This is a genomic window from Pseudomonas sp. NPDC079367, assembly GCF_044542195.1.
In the GTDB taxonomy this organism is placed as follows: Bacteria; Pseudomonadota; Gammaproteobacteria; order Pseudomonadales; family Pseudomonadaceae; genus Aquipseudomonas.
This window is the reverse complement of sequence record NZ_JBITTW010000006.1, coordinates 90,148-104,964: the sequence shown is the minus strand read 5'-3', so window position 1 is coordinate 104,964 and position 14,817 is coordinate 90,148. Positions and strand designations below refer to the sequence as shown.

Below are 14,817 nucleotides of genomic sequence, written 5' to 3'. Positions count from 1 at the left end.
TGGTTAGTGCCCCGACGATTCCTTGTGATTGTCGAGGGTTTCCAGCAGCGCTACCTGCATGCGCGTGTGCACGCGGATGAACCAGCGCCAGAGCAACGCCGCTACGGCGGCCGCGACAACAGCAATCAGCACCAGCAGCTTGTTGGTCGGCAGGATACTGGCCGACAAGGCTGCCAACAGCAGGAAAATCACCAGCAGCGAGAGAATCGGGATCACTTCGGCGATCACCCGGCGCACTCGCTGCGTGTGACGCCCGGCCATTTCCGGCTTGACGCCCATCTCTGCCAGCAGCATCGACAACGCCTTGAGCTTACGATAGGCCGCAATCAGGAACGGCAGCGAGACCAGCAACGCCCCACCCCAGATCAATGCCTTCTGCCAACTCGGATCGCCGATCCAGTCCTGCAGCCATAACGACATGCGCTCGGCGAAATAGGCGCCGGCAAAGAAGATCGCAATCACCAGCGCCAGATTGACCCCGACCTGCAACAGAATCCGCCGGATCATCGACGCGAGCATCGCGCCCTCGCCTTGCGGCTGAATGCTGCGCAGCCATTCGCCATACATGCCGAGCACCCGACCAAGACGCTTGGGCACTGCGGCCGAAAGCTTGATCGACAGCGGATCCGCGGCTCGGATCAAGTACGGCGTCAACAGCGTGGTGATTACCGACACGGCCACCGCGACCGGATAGAGGAAGTTGCTGGTCACCTGCAAGGTCATACCCAGCGCAGCGATGATGAAGGAAAATTCGCCGATCTGTGACAGGCCCATACCCACTCGCAGCGAGGTACGTCCGTCATTGCCGGCGATAAACGCACCAAGGCCGCAGGACAGCATCTTGCCGAGCACCACGGCCACGGTAATCACTGCGATCGGCCAGGCGTATTCGAGCAGGATCATCGGGTCGAGCATCAGCCCGATGGCGACGAAGAAGATCGCGCTGAACAGATCACGCACCGGTTCGACCAACCGTTCGATCTTCAGAAGTTGCCGCGACTCGGCCATGATTGCGCCGATGAGGAAAGCGCCAAGGACCATGCTGTATTCAAGTTTGACTACCAGCAGGCAGAAGCCGAAACACAGGCCCAGCACGGTGATCAGCAACATCTCGTTGCTGTCGAATCTGGCCACATAGGCCAGCAGACGCGGCACCAACAGAATGCCGATGACCAGCGCGACGATCATGAACAGCGACAACTTGCCGACCGTGGAAAACACTTCCCCCGAACTCACCGTGCCACTGACGGCGATGCTCGACAGCAGCGCAATGATGCCGATGCCGAGGATGTCCTCGACAATCAGTACGCCGAAGATCAGCTGCGCGAAGCGCTCGTTCTTCATCTTCAGATCGTTCAAGGCTTTGACGATGATAGTGGTTGAGGAAATCGCCAGAATCGCGCCGAGAAACAGCGAATCCATGGTGTTCCAGTCGAACCAGCGGCCGATTTCGTAACCGATCCAGATCATCAGGATGATTTCAAGAAACGCAGCAATGAACGCCGTCGCCCCTACCTTGAACAGCTTGCGCAGGCTGAATTCCAGGCCGAGGCAGAACATCAGGAAGATCACCCCCAGCTCGGCGAGGGTCTTGATGGTTTCTTCGTCGTGGATCAGGCCGAACGGTGGCGTATGCGGGCCGATGATGAACCCGGCAACGATGTAGCCGAGTACCACCGGCTGCTTGAAACGGTGAAAGAGCACGGTCACCACACCTGCGACCAACATGATCACTGCCAGATCCTGAATGAAGCTGATGGCATGCATGGTGTGGGCTCCTTGAATGACGAGGCCGCGGACAGACGTCAGAAGCGTCTGCGCAGGCAAGGTAAAAATCCGCTTTTGATGTAGGAATTGCCCTTAGACACGGCTTTTGCAGGTTAACACCGCGATTTCTTTCTGAAAGGCGGTGCAATATAAGGAAACAGATCGAACCCGGCGTGACGGCGAGCCTGCGCCCGGCGTCCCGATAACGGTGCTTTCGAAAAGCGACCAGGCACCCGCAGAGGTGCTTTCAGCCATCCGCCTTGACCCGTGAGAACGTTATGGAACCCGGAAACGCCCAGCTGTCGATGACGGTACTGATGACCCCCGACATGGCCAATTTCTCTGGCAATGTCCACGGCGGCACGCTGCTCAAATACCTCGACGAAGTGGCCTACGCCTGCGCCAGCCGTTATGCCGGCCGCTACGTGGTGACCCTGTCGGTGGATCAGGTGATTTTCCGTGAGCCCATCCATGTCGGCGAACTGGTGACCTTCCTCGCGTCGGTCAACTACACCGGCAACACGTCGATGGAAGTCGGCATCAAAGTGGTCACCGAAAACATCCGCGAACGTTCGGTGCGCCACACCAACAGCTGTTTCTTCACCATGGTCGCGGTGGATGACCAGCGCAAGCCGGCCGCCGTGCCGCCGCTGCAACCGCAGAACAGCGAAGACAAGCGTCGTTTCATGCAGGCGCAGCAGCGACGACAGATTCGTCAGGAGCTGGAGAAGCGGTATCAGGAGATCAAGGGCGACGCCTGAGATTAAAAAGCAAAAGATCGCAGCCTTCGGCAACCTGAACTATGGAGTGCAAACCCATGTAGGAGCTGCCGAAGGCTGCGATCTTTATTGAACAACGGCGAGATTACAGACTGATCGCTGTAGCCTCGAATTTCACCCGCGGATGCGCGATCCGATCCTGCGCCCGCACCAGTTGCAGCTCATAGCTGGCGCACGCCTGGGTTTCCAGCAACACCTCATGCACCGCCGCTGCGGTGAATTCGAACGCGGCCAGCAGGCTGTCGCCCAGCAGCAACCGCGCCAGAAACAGGCCGGAGGTCAGGTCACCGACGCCCACCGGCTGACGCGGAAACGCCAGCAGTGGACGGCGCAAATGCCAACTGCCCTCGGCCGTCACCAATAACATCTCGAAGCCATCCGCCGGTTTGCCCGGGTAATCCAGATGCTTGACCAGCACTGCCTTCGGCCCGCGCGCCAGCAGCGCCCGCGCCATCGCCAGGCAATCGAACAGCGATTGCGGCTTGCGCCCGGAAAAGCTGTCCAGCTCCAGCTGATTCGGGCACATGATGTCCGCCACGGCTGCGGCCTCATTGAGCAGGAAATCGCTGACCTCGGTGGGCACGCTGCAGCCCTTCTCCGGATGGCCCATGACCGGATCACACAGATACAGCATCTTCGGATTGACCGCTTTGATCCGCGCCACACCGCTGAGAATCTCCCGGCCCTGCGCGGCGCTGCCGAGGTAGCCGGACAGCACAGCATCGCAGTTGCCCAGTTCGCCAATCGCGGCGATGCCTTCGATCAGCGCGGGAATCTGCTGCGGCGCCAGCACTTCACCGGCCCACTGACCATACTGGGTGTGGTTGGAAAACTGCACGGTGTTGAGCGGCCAGACGTTGACCCCGACGCGCTGCATCGGAAAAACCGCAGCGCTGTTGCCGGCGTGGCCAAACACCACGTGGGACTGGATGGCGAGCAGATGGGGCGTACGTTTCATTCGGGTCATTCCGTAAAACGATTGAAATTCAAGCCGCGCAGTATGCGACGAAACACAGCCTGTACGACAGACCGGCGAGGCAGTTAAGCTGACGCCATCTTTTGGAGTTCGATGTAGATGCTGACCCTGGAAAACATCTTGGTGCTGATGCTGTTCGCCGCCGCCGGTGCCTGGCTTTGGCACAACCACGGCCTGCGCGAGCGTGCGCTGGAACGGGTCAAACAGCATTGCACCAATGTTGGCGTCGAGCTGCTGGACGGTAACGTCGCGCTGAAAAAAATCGGCTTGGTCAAGGATGCCAACGGCCGCCGACGCCTGGCGCGGGTCTACAACTTCGAGTTCACCGTGACCGGCGAAAGCCGCCACAACGGTACCGTTACCCAGTTCGGCGCGCACAGTGCGCAGATTGAACTGGCTCCCTACCCGGCACCGTTCGACGACACGCCGCCGGTGGTCGAAGTGCACAAGCCACGGGCGGAGGTCATTGAGCTGAGCCAGTGGCGACAGGAACATACCAAGTGGAAGCCGTGAGAGATCTCAAAATCCGAGTCTCTATGCGGGTACTGCAGGCGCTGCCGAAGGCTGCGATCTTTTGCTTCTAAAGCTTCCGGCAAGCGGCCAGCCCCTCCTGAAGCCCTTCAACTTCTGCAATATCACTCAAAATCAGCTCGATCCGCGAATCTCTGCGCCATTCACTGACTTGCCATTCCAGCTCGGCGTTCTCCAGCGCATTAGCCGAAACCCAGCCATTCGCGCTATGGATAACCAGTTTGGCCCGCTTCCATTCGAGAGCGGCCAGCCAATCGGCGATGCGTTCTTGATCAAATACCTGCCCAGGATGCCAGCGCCAACCGATGCTCCAGCCTACGTCCTGCCTCTGACTCAGGCAAATCGGCACACTCGGATCGCTCCAGACCGCTGGCAACGGTGCCACTCCCTTGGGCAGCGGCAGATTATCCGCGCCTTCGTTCGCTTTTACGGTCAGCCCCGGCAGTTCGCTCAGAGTCAGCCGGGCTTGCTGCGTCCAGATCAGCCTGACGGGCGGCAACTGGCTGGCGATTCTGTCTCGAGCCGTTTCCCGAAGATTTTCAGCCTTGTTCAACAGTAACAACCCGGCGCCGGCCAACGCTTGCTGCTGGGCGTCCGGCAAGGCTTTACCGGCATGCAACGCCTGCGCATCCAGAACCAGCACGCATGGCTGAACCGCGAGCACGCCCAGCCACGGCGCCTCGTTCAATTGCTGGAGCAACTGCGCCGGATGGCCAAGCCCCGACGGCTCTATAAACAGTCGATCCGGCCTGGCCTGGCGCAGCAATCGGCCAAGGCCAATCTGGAACGGCGCACCGTTGACGCAACACAGGCAGCCCCCGGCCACCTCACCCAGTGCGATACCATCGGCATCGCGAGTCAGCAGCGCGGCGTCCAGACCGATCTGGCCGAACTCGTTGATCAACACTGCCCAGCGTTCGGCCGCCGGACGTTGCGCCAGCAACTGGCGAATCAGGCTGGTCTTGCCAGCGCCCAACGGGCCGGCGATGACGTGGGTCGGAATGTTCTGCAACATGGCGGGCATTTTTCCGCAGACGGTTATTGAGGAGATCGAAGATGCGCAGCTGGGGCTGGTCGTTGCTGTTGACGCTGCTGTCGAGCGAAGCATGGGCTCAAGCCTGCGTGGTGCACACACAGGGCGAACGACTCGACGTCAAAGTCTGTCAGCAGAACCGGACGATACCGCAGAAATTATTCAATGACGGCTTCTGCCAACCGACGCTGGCCGGACAGAAGGTCGAAGTGCAATACGTCGAGCAGTGCCCGAGCGGGGCTTTCGGCGTGTGCAGCAACGCGCAAGTCGCCAATATGCCCTATCGCCAGGATATCCACTATTACGGCGTGGCCACTGATGCGGCCTATCTCAAACCGTATTGCGAAGGTCAGAGCCGCGGTGACTGGCGCAAGCCCTGAACTGTCAGCCAAGCCAATCGAGGGTCAGCAGCAGGCGCCGCTCACCGGGTGCCGGCTGCGGCGAACGATGGATCAGGCCGAAGCCTTCATTGCCGTGCCACTTTTCGCCTTTGAGCAGCGCGACGTCGCCACTGCCGAGCTGGTGAATCAACCGTGCATCCTGCGGTTCGGCATTGGCCTGCCCAAGTTGCGTACGATCCATCGCCCCTTCTTCTAGCCATTGGCTGCCAACACCAGCATAGGTAGTGATCAGGCGCACGGGCACGTGATCGATGTGGAAGCGCGGACACATGGCCTTGTCCAGCACACGCAGACGCACGCCGATCCGCCGCGCGCCGAGCAGACAGGCGAAGGCACTGATCAGCCATTTGAGGTCGCTCATGAAACCTTCGAAACCTTCCAGATCACGCAGCCCTGAAGCCAGTCCGGCGAGATCCGGTTCGGCGTCCTCGTCAGGTAATTCCAGGCAAAGCGACTCGGCCAGGGGCTCGTTGAGCGACAGCACACATTGCGCAAAGTCGACGATGTGCAGCGGTAGCTGGCGTTGCCAGACGGCGAGATTGCTTTCTTCGTCAAGGATTCGCATCAATGTTTCGGGCGTCAGGCCCCGATGTTGATGGCGGGTTCGTTGATGGTGGGGCTTGAGTGCGAGCATCAGGCAGCCTCTTCGTGCCAAGGGCCAAATGGATCAGGCAGCAAGCGCCAGCCTTCTGAACCCATTGCCATTTCTTCATCGGTCAGCAGGCATGCGTCCAGCTCGGCTGTGAGTTGCAGGAAGTCGATGTTCTGGCCGATGAAAACCAGTTCCTGGCGGCAATCTCCTACGCTCGGCGTCCAGTTTCCCATGATCGCCTGGACGTTTTCCTGGTCCTCCGGCCATTGATCCTTCGGAACGAAACGCCACCAGCGACCGGCAAAACCATGGCGCATCAGGCCGCCGGCCTGTGACCAGCTACCGGCGTCAGTGGGTTTGCTGGCGAGCCAGAAGAAGCCTTTGGAGCGCAGCAGCTTTCCGTTCAGCCAAGGCCGGTCGATGAAGTTGAAAAAGCGTTGCGGGTTGAATGGCCGGCGCGCTCGATAGGCCGTCGAGGCGATGCCGTACTCTTGTGTTTCAGGGAGATGCTCACCGCGCAATTCCCGTAGCCATCCGGGCGCTTGTGCGGCTTTTGCGAAATCGAAACGCCCACTGTTGAGGATTTTCTCCAACGGCACTTCGCCCATCACCATCGGAATGATTTCAGCGCGGGCATTCAGGCGCTTGAGGATGGCGCTGAGTTCTTCACGCTCGTGCTGGCTGATCAGGTCAATTTTGCTGATCAGCAGGACGTCGGCGAATTCGATCTGTTCGATCAACAGATCGGTGATGGAACGCTCATCTTCCTCGCCGAGGATTTCGCCGCGAGAAGCGAGGCTTTCGGCAGCCTGGAAATCACGCAGGAAGTTCACGCCGTCGACGACCGTGACCATGGTGTCGAGGCGCGCAGTGTCGGCAAGGCTCTGCCCGTGTTCGTCACGGAAGGTGAAGGTTTCGGCAACTGGAAGCGGTTCGGAAATGCCGGTGGATTCGATCAGCAAGTAGTCGAAACGGCCCTCCCGGGCGAGCTTGCTGACCTCTTCCAGCAAGTCTTCTCGTAACGTACAGCAGATACAGCCATTGCTCATCTCGATGAGCTTTTCCTCAGCACGGTTCAGGCTGACATCACGCTGGACTTCGCTACCATCAATATTGATTTCGCTCATATCGTTGACGATCACCGCGACGCGCAAGCCATCGCGATTACGTAGTACGTAATTTAAAAGCGTGCTTTTCCCGGCTCCAAGAAATCCTGAAAGTACGGTGACGGGCAATCTGGCTGACATTGGATAATCCTCGTTAATAGCGGCCAACTCGCGCTTCATGTGCTGAACGCTGGTTTGTAATCGGCAGCTCAGGCTGGGGCCAAAACAATGTTATAGTATAACTATCAAGTCGCACTACCCCCCCTCGACTCGCAAGAAATAAGCGATTCGCCCACCACCATTCTTGGTAAACCGCAATGAATAATGCGCTGAAATATCTGCTACTGAGTTACGGTTTGACGCTTGCGAGCCAGGCTCAAGCGCAGATTCAGGGGCCTGCGCACTGCACACGCAGCGCCAACCTGCTGGCGTGCGAGGACGCCGACGGCAATGCCTATAGCGTCTATACGGTCGGTGCCACGCTGTATCTGAAGGGGTTCGAAAAGAATGGCCATCGCTACTGGGCGCAAACCAATAGTCGGTTCGGTCAATTGACCTTTTTTACCGGCCTCGCCTCCGACGGCGAGGCTTGGGTTGGCTATACGCGTCGTGTCGGTTGGACGACCATCAACCGTTTCTCCAGCTCCGGAGGGAGCAGCGCAAGGTTCACTTGCAGCCGGATGACGGGCTGCTAGTGAAAATCTCTTCATGAAAAAAGCGTCGCTGAATGGATTGTTATAATGTAACGTAAAATGAGATCAATACGACGGTCTCAACTATGAATGCTCTTACACTCCCGGATATCGCCGCTCAATTTGCACGCCAGGCATTGCCTCTCGATTGGGTGGGAATGCATGGAATCGCCCTGCCGGTATTGCTTGCAGGCCAACGCCTCAGCGCCAAAGTAGACGCTGGCGTGAGTCTCGATGATGGCGAAGCGCGTGGGATTCACATGTCTCGTTTATACGTGGCACTCGAAGCCCTCGAACAGCGAAGCCTTTCTCCCGCTCTGCTGCATCAGGTACTCAAGGGTTTTCTGATAAGTCACGAAGGTCTATCCGCCTGCGCATATCTGAACATTCACACCGACTTATTGCTGAAACGACCGGCGTTAGTCAGCCCCCTATCCGGCTGGAAATCCTATTCGGCGTCCATTTCAGCGAGCCTGAAACAGCAGATGTTCCACGTGGAACTAAAAATCGAGGTCCCTTATTCCTCGACATGCCCCTGTTCCGCAGCCTTGGCGAGGCAATTGATTCAGCAGCAATTCGTCGATGACTTCGCCAACAGGTCTTTGCAACACGCAGACGTGTTGGCATGGCTCGGCTCAACCAAAGGAATCGTAGCGACACCGCATAGCCAGCGCAGCTATGCGCAACTGCACCTGCATCTCGACCATTTCATCGCCGAGTTACCGCTGACAGCGATCATCAATGACGCCGAAGCAGCACTGGGCACCGCAGTACAGACCGCAGTAAAGCGACCCGACGAGCAAGCCTTCGCTCTCGCCAATGGGCAAAACTTGATGTTCTGCGAAGACGCCGCGCGCCGTCTCAACCTGGCCCTCCAACGCACGCCCGGCATCAGCCAATTCCATATTCGCGTAATCCACGCCGAGAGCCTCCACGCCCATGACGCCGTTGCAGAGAGCAGCTGGCAACGGGAGCAGCCATGATCCGCTGCCAATCGCTGGTCTGGGGCGCACCCGGCCAACCGCTGACGACCCCCCTGAATCTTGAGTTCGAAAGTGCCAGCCTGACCGCTATCATCGGCGCCAACGGCTGTGGCAAAAGCAGCCTGCTGAAAGTCATCGCCGGTCTGCAAAAGCCTTTAGCCGGTAAAGTGGAAATGGCTGTTCCACGGCAAAGCGGCATTTCCTTTCTGCCGCAACAGCAGCATTTGGATCGCCAGTTTCCAATCAACCTCCAAGAGCTCATCGCCGCAGGTTTCTGGGGCCGTCGGCTGTCGACACAACTGCGCACGCAGCGACTGAAAAACGCGTTGGAAGACTGGCATTTGAGTGGACTCGAACAGCGTCCGTTGATGGCCCTGTCGGGCGGTGAGCTCCAACGCGCCCTGCTCGCGCGACTGAGCCTCGCTGATGCCCCGGTGCTGTTGCTGGACGAACCGCACGGCGCACTCGACGAAATCGGCCAGCAATTGCTCTGGCAGCACATTCACCACTGGCACGCCGAGGGCCGGACACTGGTCATGGTCTGCCATGACTTGGCGGCGGTGCGAGAACATGTTCCGCATACGCTGCTGATCAAAAACGGCCACTGGGTGTACGCAACCAGCCGAGAACTGATTCGGCCTACACCGCACATGCAGGTCGCCTGATGCTCGCCACCGTCAGCCATTTCTGGCAGCCGTTCAGCGAATTCGTATTCATGCGCCGCGCCTTGATCGGCGGCCTAGTGCTGGCGTGCAGCACGGCGCCCTTGGGCGTGTTTCTGATTCTCAGGCGTATGAGTTTGATCGGCGACGCTGTCGCGCACGGCATTCTCCCTGGTGCAGCGCTGGGATTCTGGTTTGCCGGTCTGAGTCTTCCTGCCCTGACGCTCGGAGGCCTCGGCGCCGGCCTCAGCATGGCCGGACTTGCAGCCTGGATCACCCGGCGCACGGGTTTGCGAGAGGACGCCAGCCTCGCCGCGATCTATCCGATTTCACTCGCCAGCGGCGTGCTGATTCTCGGCATTGCCGGCAAACGCCTCGACCTTCTGCATTTGCTGTTCGGCTCAGCGTTGGCGGTAGACGGGCCGACGCTGACCGGCATGCTGTGGGTCTCGGCTGTCAGCCTCATGGCGATGGCGGCGATCTACAAACCACTTCTGCTGGACACACTGGATCCACTGTTCTTGCGCACAGTCAGCCGTCTCGGGCCTCTGGCCCACGGTGTGTTTCTTACCCTCGTCGTACTGAATTTGGTGATCGGTTTTCAGGCCATCGGCGCGCTGATGGTGGTGGGATTGATGATGCTTCCGGCTGCCGCGTCGAGATTCTGGAGTCGTCGTCTGCCGACACTGATTGCCGTCGCTGCCGTGATGGCCTGCCTGTCAGTGTGGCTCGGCTTGCTGCTGTCGTTTTACTACTCGCTGCCCAGCGGCCCGGCCATCGTGCTGGTCGCGGGGGTCGGCTATCTGCTGTCGGTGGTGTTAGGACCGGTCCACGGTCTGCTGCGCCGCCCGCCTTTACTCACATCCCAATGAGGTGTTTCCCGATGCGCGCTCTACTCGTGCTGTTCAGCCTGATGCTGTCGATGTCATTGTCGGCCGCCGAAAAACTGCCGGTGGTCACCAGCTTCAGCATTCTTGCCGACATGGTTCATCGGGTCGGCGGCGAGCACGTTCGGATCACCAACATGGTCGGCGCAGATGCCGATGCGCACACCTACGAGCCGACACCGGACGATGCCAAGGCGTTACTCAAAGCCAAAGTGATCATCAAGAACGGCCTCGGTTTCGAGCCTTGGCTGGATCGCCTGGTGACCAGCACCGACAGCAAAGCGACGGTGATCAGTGCCAGTCGCGGAGTGATTCCACGTTCGCTCGATGAGGATGGCGAAACGGTTCCGGATCCACACGCCTGGCACAACCTCGCGAACGCCGAGTTGTACGTCGCCAATATCACAAAGGCACTGATCGCCGCTGACCCGGCCAACGAGGCTGACTATGCGCGCAACAGCCAAACCTATCTCAAACAGATCAACGCCCTGCTTGCCGAAGCCAAAAGCAAACTCGGAGCGCTGCCGCCGGGCAACCGCAAGATCGTTACCAGCCACGATGCATTCGGCTACCTCGGTCAGGCCTACGGCATCGACTTCATCGCGCCACAGGGTTTGTCCACCGAACGCGAGCCATCGGCCGCCGAAGTGGCTGCGCTGATCACACAGATTCGCCAGGCCAACGTCAAAGCAGTGTTCATGGAAAACATCAAGGATGCACGGCTGCTCAAGCAGATCGCCGATGAAAGCGGCGCGCACATCGGCGGCACGCTGTACTCGGATGCATTGGCGGCGAGTGGCCCGGCGAGCACCTTTACCGGGTTGTTCGAATACAACCTGAACACGCTGTACAAGGCGTTAAGTCAGCCGTGAGTTGTGCGGTGTTCTGTTGATTCGCGAGCAGGCTCGCTCCCACAGTTGGAATGGGTTCCAGCTGGGGAGCGCGAGGGGTTCATGCGCGAGGTTTTACGCTGCCGCAATCCTGACCCAGCCATACGGCCCGGGTTTCCAGGCTGCCTTTCTGGTTGATGCCGATAGCATTGAAGGTGCCGTTGGCGACGGTGGTGAATTCGCGGTCACTGAGGAATGTCGCTACACCGGTGCCTTGGGCTTTCGGGCAACTGAAGCGGAATTTCCATTGGTTGCCGGTGCGCTCGGTGATCTGCTGCTTGCAGCCCGATTGCGGATCGGCCAGCGGGATATCGTTGGTAGCCACCTGCTGCGGCGTCAAACAGGCGCGGATGCCTTTACCGCCGATGTTGATGCCGTTTTTCTCCAGCGCAGCGCGCTGCTGCGGGGTGATCTGGCCCTGAATCTGGCCAAGGATCGATTGCACATCCATGGCCTGATCATCGACCTTCAGATTGCTCGAAGACATTTCCCACAACCCCGGCCGCAGCATCTGCGCCTGCGCAACCACCGGCAATGCCAAACCCAGGCCCAGCGCCAAACCCAGCAGACGAACGTTCATCGAGAAACTCCTGATCAGTTGTGGCCGTTAGACGCCGGCCGATTGCGTCGGTTCATGCACCGATTAAATAGAGACATTCGCAGCAGAACATGGTCTGTTAAGCATTGCATCTCGCGGAGCAAGGCTGCCCCATGGATTATTTCGGACCGCACATTTTCGGTTATTTGATTGCTCTGCTACACACCCTCGGTTCGATCGCTGCGATTCATGCGGTGCTCACCGTGCGCACCGCGCAGGGATCAATCGCCTGGGCATTGTCGCTGATCTTCATTCCCTACCTCACGCTTATTCCGTATCTGGTATTTGGTCGCAGCACCTTCGATGGTTACATCAAGGCCCGGCGCCAGGCCAACGAACAGATGCGCCTGGCCATTTCCGAACTGAACTGGCGCCCATGGGTGGAGGAAGCCCTGGCCGCCCGCGCGTCGAGCGCCTATGCCTCACTGCGGGCAATGCCGAAACTGGGGCGCATGCCGTGTCTGGCAAACAACGAGGTGCAACTGCTGGTGAACGGCGCTGCGACCTTCGAAGCAATCTTCACCGCCATCGAACAAGCAAAAGAAGCGGTACTTGTGCAGTTCTTCATCATTCATGACGATCGGCTCGGCCAGCGCCTGCGTGACCTGCTGCTGAAGAAAGCCGCCGAAGGTGTGTCCATACACTTGCTCTACGACCGCATCGGCAGCCATGCCCTGCCCCATCAATACGTCCAAGCGCTGCGAGATGCTGGCGTTGAGGTCAAAGCCTTTGCCACGCGTAGCGGCTGGCTTAACCGCTTTCAAGTCAACTTCCGTAACCACCGTAAAATTGTCGTGGTCGACGGCGTGGTCGGCTTTGTCGGCGGTCACAACGTCGGCGACGAATACATGGGGGAGAAACCGCCCCTGGCGCCATGGCGCGACACTCATGTAAAGGTTCGCGGGCCGGTGGTTGCCTGCATGCAGGAGTCATTTGCCGAAGACTGGTTCTGGGCCGCACGCACTCTGCCGCCGTTGATCCTGCCAGACGAGTACCCGGCCGATGGCGTGCTTTGCCAACTGCTCGCCAGCGGCCCGGCCGACGCCTACGAAACCTGCTCGCTGTTTTTCGTCGAAGCCATTCACGCGGCGACGCAACGAGTGTGGATCACCAGCCCTTACTTCGTCCCGGACGAAGCCGTGTTCGCGGCATTGAGGCTGGCGGTGTTGCGCGGTGTCGATGTACGGCTGCTGTTGCCGTCGCGGCCCGATCACCGCATCGTCTATGCCGCGTCCAGCCTGTATGCCTTTGAAGCGGTGCGTGCAGGGGTGCGGGTGTTCCGTTACCGCCCGGGTTTTCTGCATCAGAAAGTGGTGTTGATCGACAGCGAGATCAGCGCCATTGGCAGTGCCAACCTGGATAACCGCTCGTTCCGCCTGAATTTCGAAGTGATGCTGCTCACCGTCGACACTGCGTTCGCCGCCGCTGTGGAACACATGCTCAACGATGATTTCGCCCAGGCCGACGAGGTGGCCAAAGAAGAAAGCCGGGAAATCCACCGCCTGCAACAGGTCGGTATGCGGATCGCCCGGCTGATTTCGCCGATTCTCTGAACCCTCGGGTATCAGGGGTTGTAGATGTCGTCGCGGGTCCACGGCAGTTCATGACTGCCATCCGGGTGCGCTTTCACGGCGAGAATCTGATGCAGGTTGATCCAGCCCCGGGCGAAGGCGTAGGCGCAGCCGGCCAGATACAGGCGCCAGATACGCAGCGCTTGCTCCGGAACCAGCTTCGCTGCCGCTTCGAGGTTGTCCTCCAGGCGCTCGCTCCAGTGATCGAGCGTTCGCGCATAGTGCAGTCGCAAGCTCTCTACATCGACGATCTCCAGACCCGCTTCACTGATCTCGGCAGAGATCATCGCCAGATGCGGCAATTCACCGTTGGGGAATACGTACTTCTCGATGAAATCCCCAGCGCCGCGCCCCACCGGACGGCCGTCCGTGTGCTTGGCGGTGATGCCGTGGTTCATCACCAGCCCGCCTTCCTTCACTGCTCCGAACAGGGTGGTGCAGTACTCGGCGAGATTGGCGTGGCCGACGTGTTCGAACATGCCGACGCTGACCACTTTGTCGAAACGACCGTCTTGCGGTAAATCGCGATAGTCGAGCAACTGCAATTCGATCTGGTCTTCCAGACCCTCGGCTTGGACCCGCTCCTGCGCCAGCGCCAACTGCTCTTTACTCAAGGTGATGCCGAACACTTTGACACCGAACTCGCGCGCCGCAAATCGCGCCAGACCGCCCCAACCACAGCCGACATCCAGCAGATACTCGCCCGGCTGCAAGCGCAGCTTGCGGCACAAATGGCGGAATTTGGCTTGCTGCGCCTGTTCGAGCGTTTCGCTGCCGGTCTCGAAATACGCACAGGAATACACCATGTCGCTGTCCAGCCAGAGCTGGTAGAACGCATTCGACAAGTCGTAGTGGTAGGAAATGGCTTTGGCGTCGGTGTCCTTGTCGTGATGCGCACGCACCGGCTGACTGGCTTCGTCTTCATCGAGCAACGCACTGCTCAACTCGTCGCAGACCCGGATGACTTCGCTGATCGAGCCCTCCAGTTCCAGCTTGCCCTCGACGAACGCCGCACCCAGCGCATCCAGGCTTGGGTGGGTAAACTGAGTGACCATCTGCGGGTCCTTGACCACGATGGTGACGCTTGGCGCCGGGCCCAGGTTGAACTCATGGCCGTCCCAGAGTCGCAGGCGAAGCGGTAGCTGCAGGTTCTGCAAGGCCGGTGGAAGTTGCGCGAGCATGGAAAATCCCCCCTTGTTTCAGACGTCTGATCTGAGGGTAGACCAACCTGGAAAAATAGCAGGCTATCGATTCGATCCGCCCTGTCTACCATCACCGGCGCCTCGGCTGAACAGCCGATAATCCGCGCCTTACGGTAGATGACTGCCTGCACAGCCTGCGGTTCGATG

The 14,817-nt window shown here is 59.4% G+C and carries 16 protein-coding genes; 9 read left to right on the top strand and 7 right to left on the bottom strand.

The genetic code is table 11. The annotated features are described in order from the left end of the window. Positions 1-3 precede the first annotated feature (3 nt). Entirely contained in the window at positions 4-1,767 is a 1,764-nt protein-coding gene (locus ACIGDJ_RS09510) for a cation:proton antiporter (protein WP_313000129.1), read from the bottom strand. 278 nt (positions 1,768-2,045) lie between these two features. On the opposite strand from ACIGDJ_RS09510, the gene ACIGDJ_RS09505 reads away from it, so the two are divergent. Next, positions 2,046-2,528 carry an acyl-CoA thioesterase gene (locus ACIGDJ_RS09505; RefSeq protein ID WP_016772447.1) on the top strand — a complete coding sequence of 161 codons (483 nt, stop codon included), beginning with the start codon at positions 2,046-2,048 and terminating at the stop codon, positions 2,526-2,528. Positions 2,529-2,631: 103 nt separating this feature from the next. Here the strand turns inward: ACIGDJ_RS09505 and pdxY are convergent, their stop codons facing one another. Then, positions 2,632-3,504 (bottom strand): pyridoxal kinase PdxY, encoded by an 873-nt coding sequence (pdxY, locus tag ACIGDJ_RS09500; protein WP_101159821.1) that lies wholly within the window; start codon positions 3,502-3,504, stop codon positions 2,632-2,634. Positions 3,505-3,621: 117 nt separating this feature from the next. Here pdxY and ACIGDJ_RS09495 point away from each other — a divergent pair, with 117 nt between their 5' ends. After that, positions 3,622-4,035, top strand: coding sequence for a DUF3301 domain-containing protein (locus tag ACIGDJ_RS09495; protein ID WP_101159812.1), 414 nt, complete (start codon positions 3,622-3,624; stop codon positions 4,033-4,035). Positions 4,036-4,102: 67 nt separating this feature from the next. Here ACIGDJ_RS09495 and ACIGDJ_RS09490 read toward each other — a convergent pair whose 3' ends face one another. Further along, entirely contained in the window at positions 4,103-5,068 is a 966-nt protein-coding gene (locus ACIGDJ_RS09490) for a CobW family GTP-binding protein (RefSeq protein ID WP_397478687.1), read from the bottom strand. Positions 5,069-5,109: 41 nt separating this feature from the next. Between ACIGDJ_RS09490 and ACIGDJ_RS09485 the strand changes: the two genes are divergently transcribed. Further along, positions 5,110-5,466, top strand: coding sequence for an NADH:ubiquinone oxidoreductase (locus ACIGDJ_RS09485; RefSeq protein WP_101159809.1), 357 nt, complete (start codon positions 5,110-5,112; stop codon positions 5,464-5,466). Positions 5,467-5,470: 4 nt separating this feature from the next. Here ACIGDJ_RS09485 and ACIGDJ_RS09480 read toward each other — a convergent pair whose 3' ends face one another. Together ACIGDJ_RS09480 and zigA are read right to left on the bottom strand one after the other, a co-directional pair. Then, positions 5,471-6,121 (bottom strand): DUF1826 domain-containing protein, encoded by a 651-nt coding sequence (locus tag ACIGDJ_RS09480; RefSeq protein WP_397478688.1) that lies wholly within the window; start codon positions 6,119-6,121, stop codon positions 5,471-5,473. Next, entirely contained in the window at positions 6,121-7,326 is a 1,206-nt protein-coding gene (zigA, locus tag ACIGDJ_RS09475; protein ID WP_101159807.1) for a zinc metallochaperone GTPase ZigA, read from the bottom strand. Before zigA ends, ACIGDJ_RS09480 begins: the two co-directional genes overlap by 1 nt. Before the next feature lie 176 nt (positions 7,327-7,502). Here zigA and ACIGDJ_RS09470 point away from each other — a divergent pair, with 176 nt between their 5' ends. The 5 genes from ACIGDJ_RS09470 (at position 7,503) to ACIGDJ_RS09450 (ending at position 11,281) form a co-directional block, all read left to right on the top strand. After that, positions 7,503-7,880 carry a glutamine synthetase gene (locus ACIGDJ_RS09470; RefSeq protein WP_397478689.1) on the top strand — a complete coding sequence of 126 codons (378 nt, stop codon included), beginning with the start codon at positions 7,503-7,505 and terminating at the stop codon, positions 7,878-7,880. A gap of 83 nt (positions 7,881-7,963) precedes the next feature. After that, positions 7,964-8,860, top strand: a complete 897-nt coding sequence (gene folE2, locus ACIGDJ_RS09465) for a GTP cyclohydrolase FolE2 (protein WP_397478690.1) — start codon at positions 7,964-7,966, stop codon at positions 8,858-8,860. Further along, on the top strand, positions 8,857-9,525 hold the full coding sequence (locus ACIGDJ_RS09460; RefSeq protein WP_101159804.1) for a metal ABC transporter ATP-binding protein: 669 nt from the start codon (positions 8,857-8,859) through the stop codon (positions 9,523-9,525). Before folE2 ends, ACIGDJ_RS09460 begins: the two co-directional genes overlap by 4 nt. Next, positions 9,525-10,394, top strand: a complete 870-nt coding sequence (locus ACIGDJ_RS09455; RefSeq protein ID WP_101159801.1) for a metal ABC transporter permease — start codon at positions 9,525-9,527, stop codon at positions 10,392-10,394. Before ACIGDJ_RS09460 ends, ACIGDJ_RS09455 begins: the two co-directional genes overlap by 1 nt. Before the next feature lie 11 nt (positions 10,395-10,405). After that, a complete protein-coding gene (locus tag ACIGDJ_RS09450; protein WP_397478691.1) occupies positions 10,406-11,281 on the top strand; it encodes a metal ABC transporter substrate-binding protein in 876 nt (291 codons plus the stop codon). Between the two features lie 79 nt (positions 11,282-11,360). On the opposite strand, the gene ACIGDJ_RS09445 is transcribed toward ACIGDJ_RS09450, so the two are convergent. After that, positions 11,361-11,879, bottom strand: coding sequence for a DUF3617 domain-containing protein (locus ACIGDJ_RS09445; protein ID WP_397478692.1), 519 nt, complete (start codon positions 11,877-11,879; stop codon positions 11,361-11,363). A gap of 131 nt (positions 11,880-12,010) precedes the next feature. Here ACIGDJ_RS09445 and cls point away from each other — a divergent pair, with 131 nt between their 5' ends. Further along, the gene (cls, locus tag ACIGDJ_RS09440; protein ID WP_397478693.1) at positions 12,011-13,450 is read left to right on the top strand and encodes a cardiolipin synthase; all 1,440 of its coding nucleotides are present in this window, start codon (positions 12,011-12,013) and stop codon (positions 13,448-13,450) included. An 11-nt stretch (positions 13,451-13,461) separates the two neighbouring features. On the opposite strand, the gene cfaB is transcribed toward cls, so the two are convergent. Next, entirely contained in the window at positions 13,462-14,649 is a 1,188-nt protein-coding gene (cfaB, locus tag ACIGDJ_RS09435; protein ID WP_101159793.1) for a C17 cyclopropane fatty acid synthase CfaB, read from the bottom strand. Positions 14,650-14,817 lie beyond the last annotated feature (168 nt).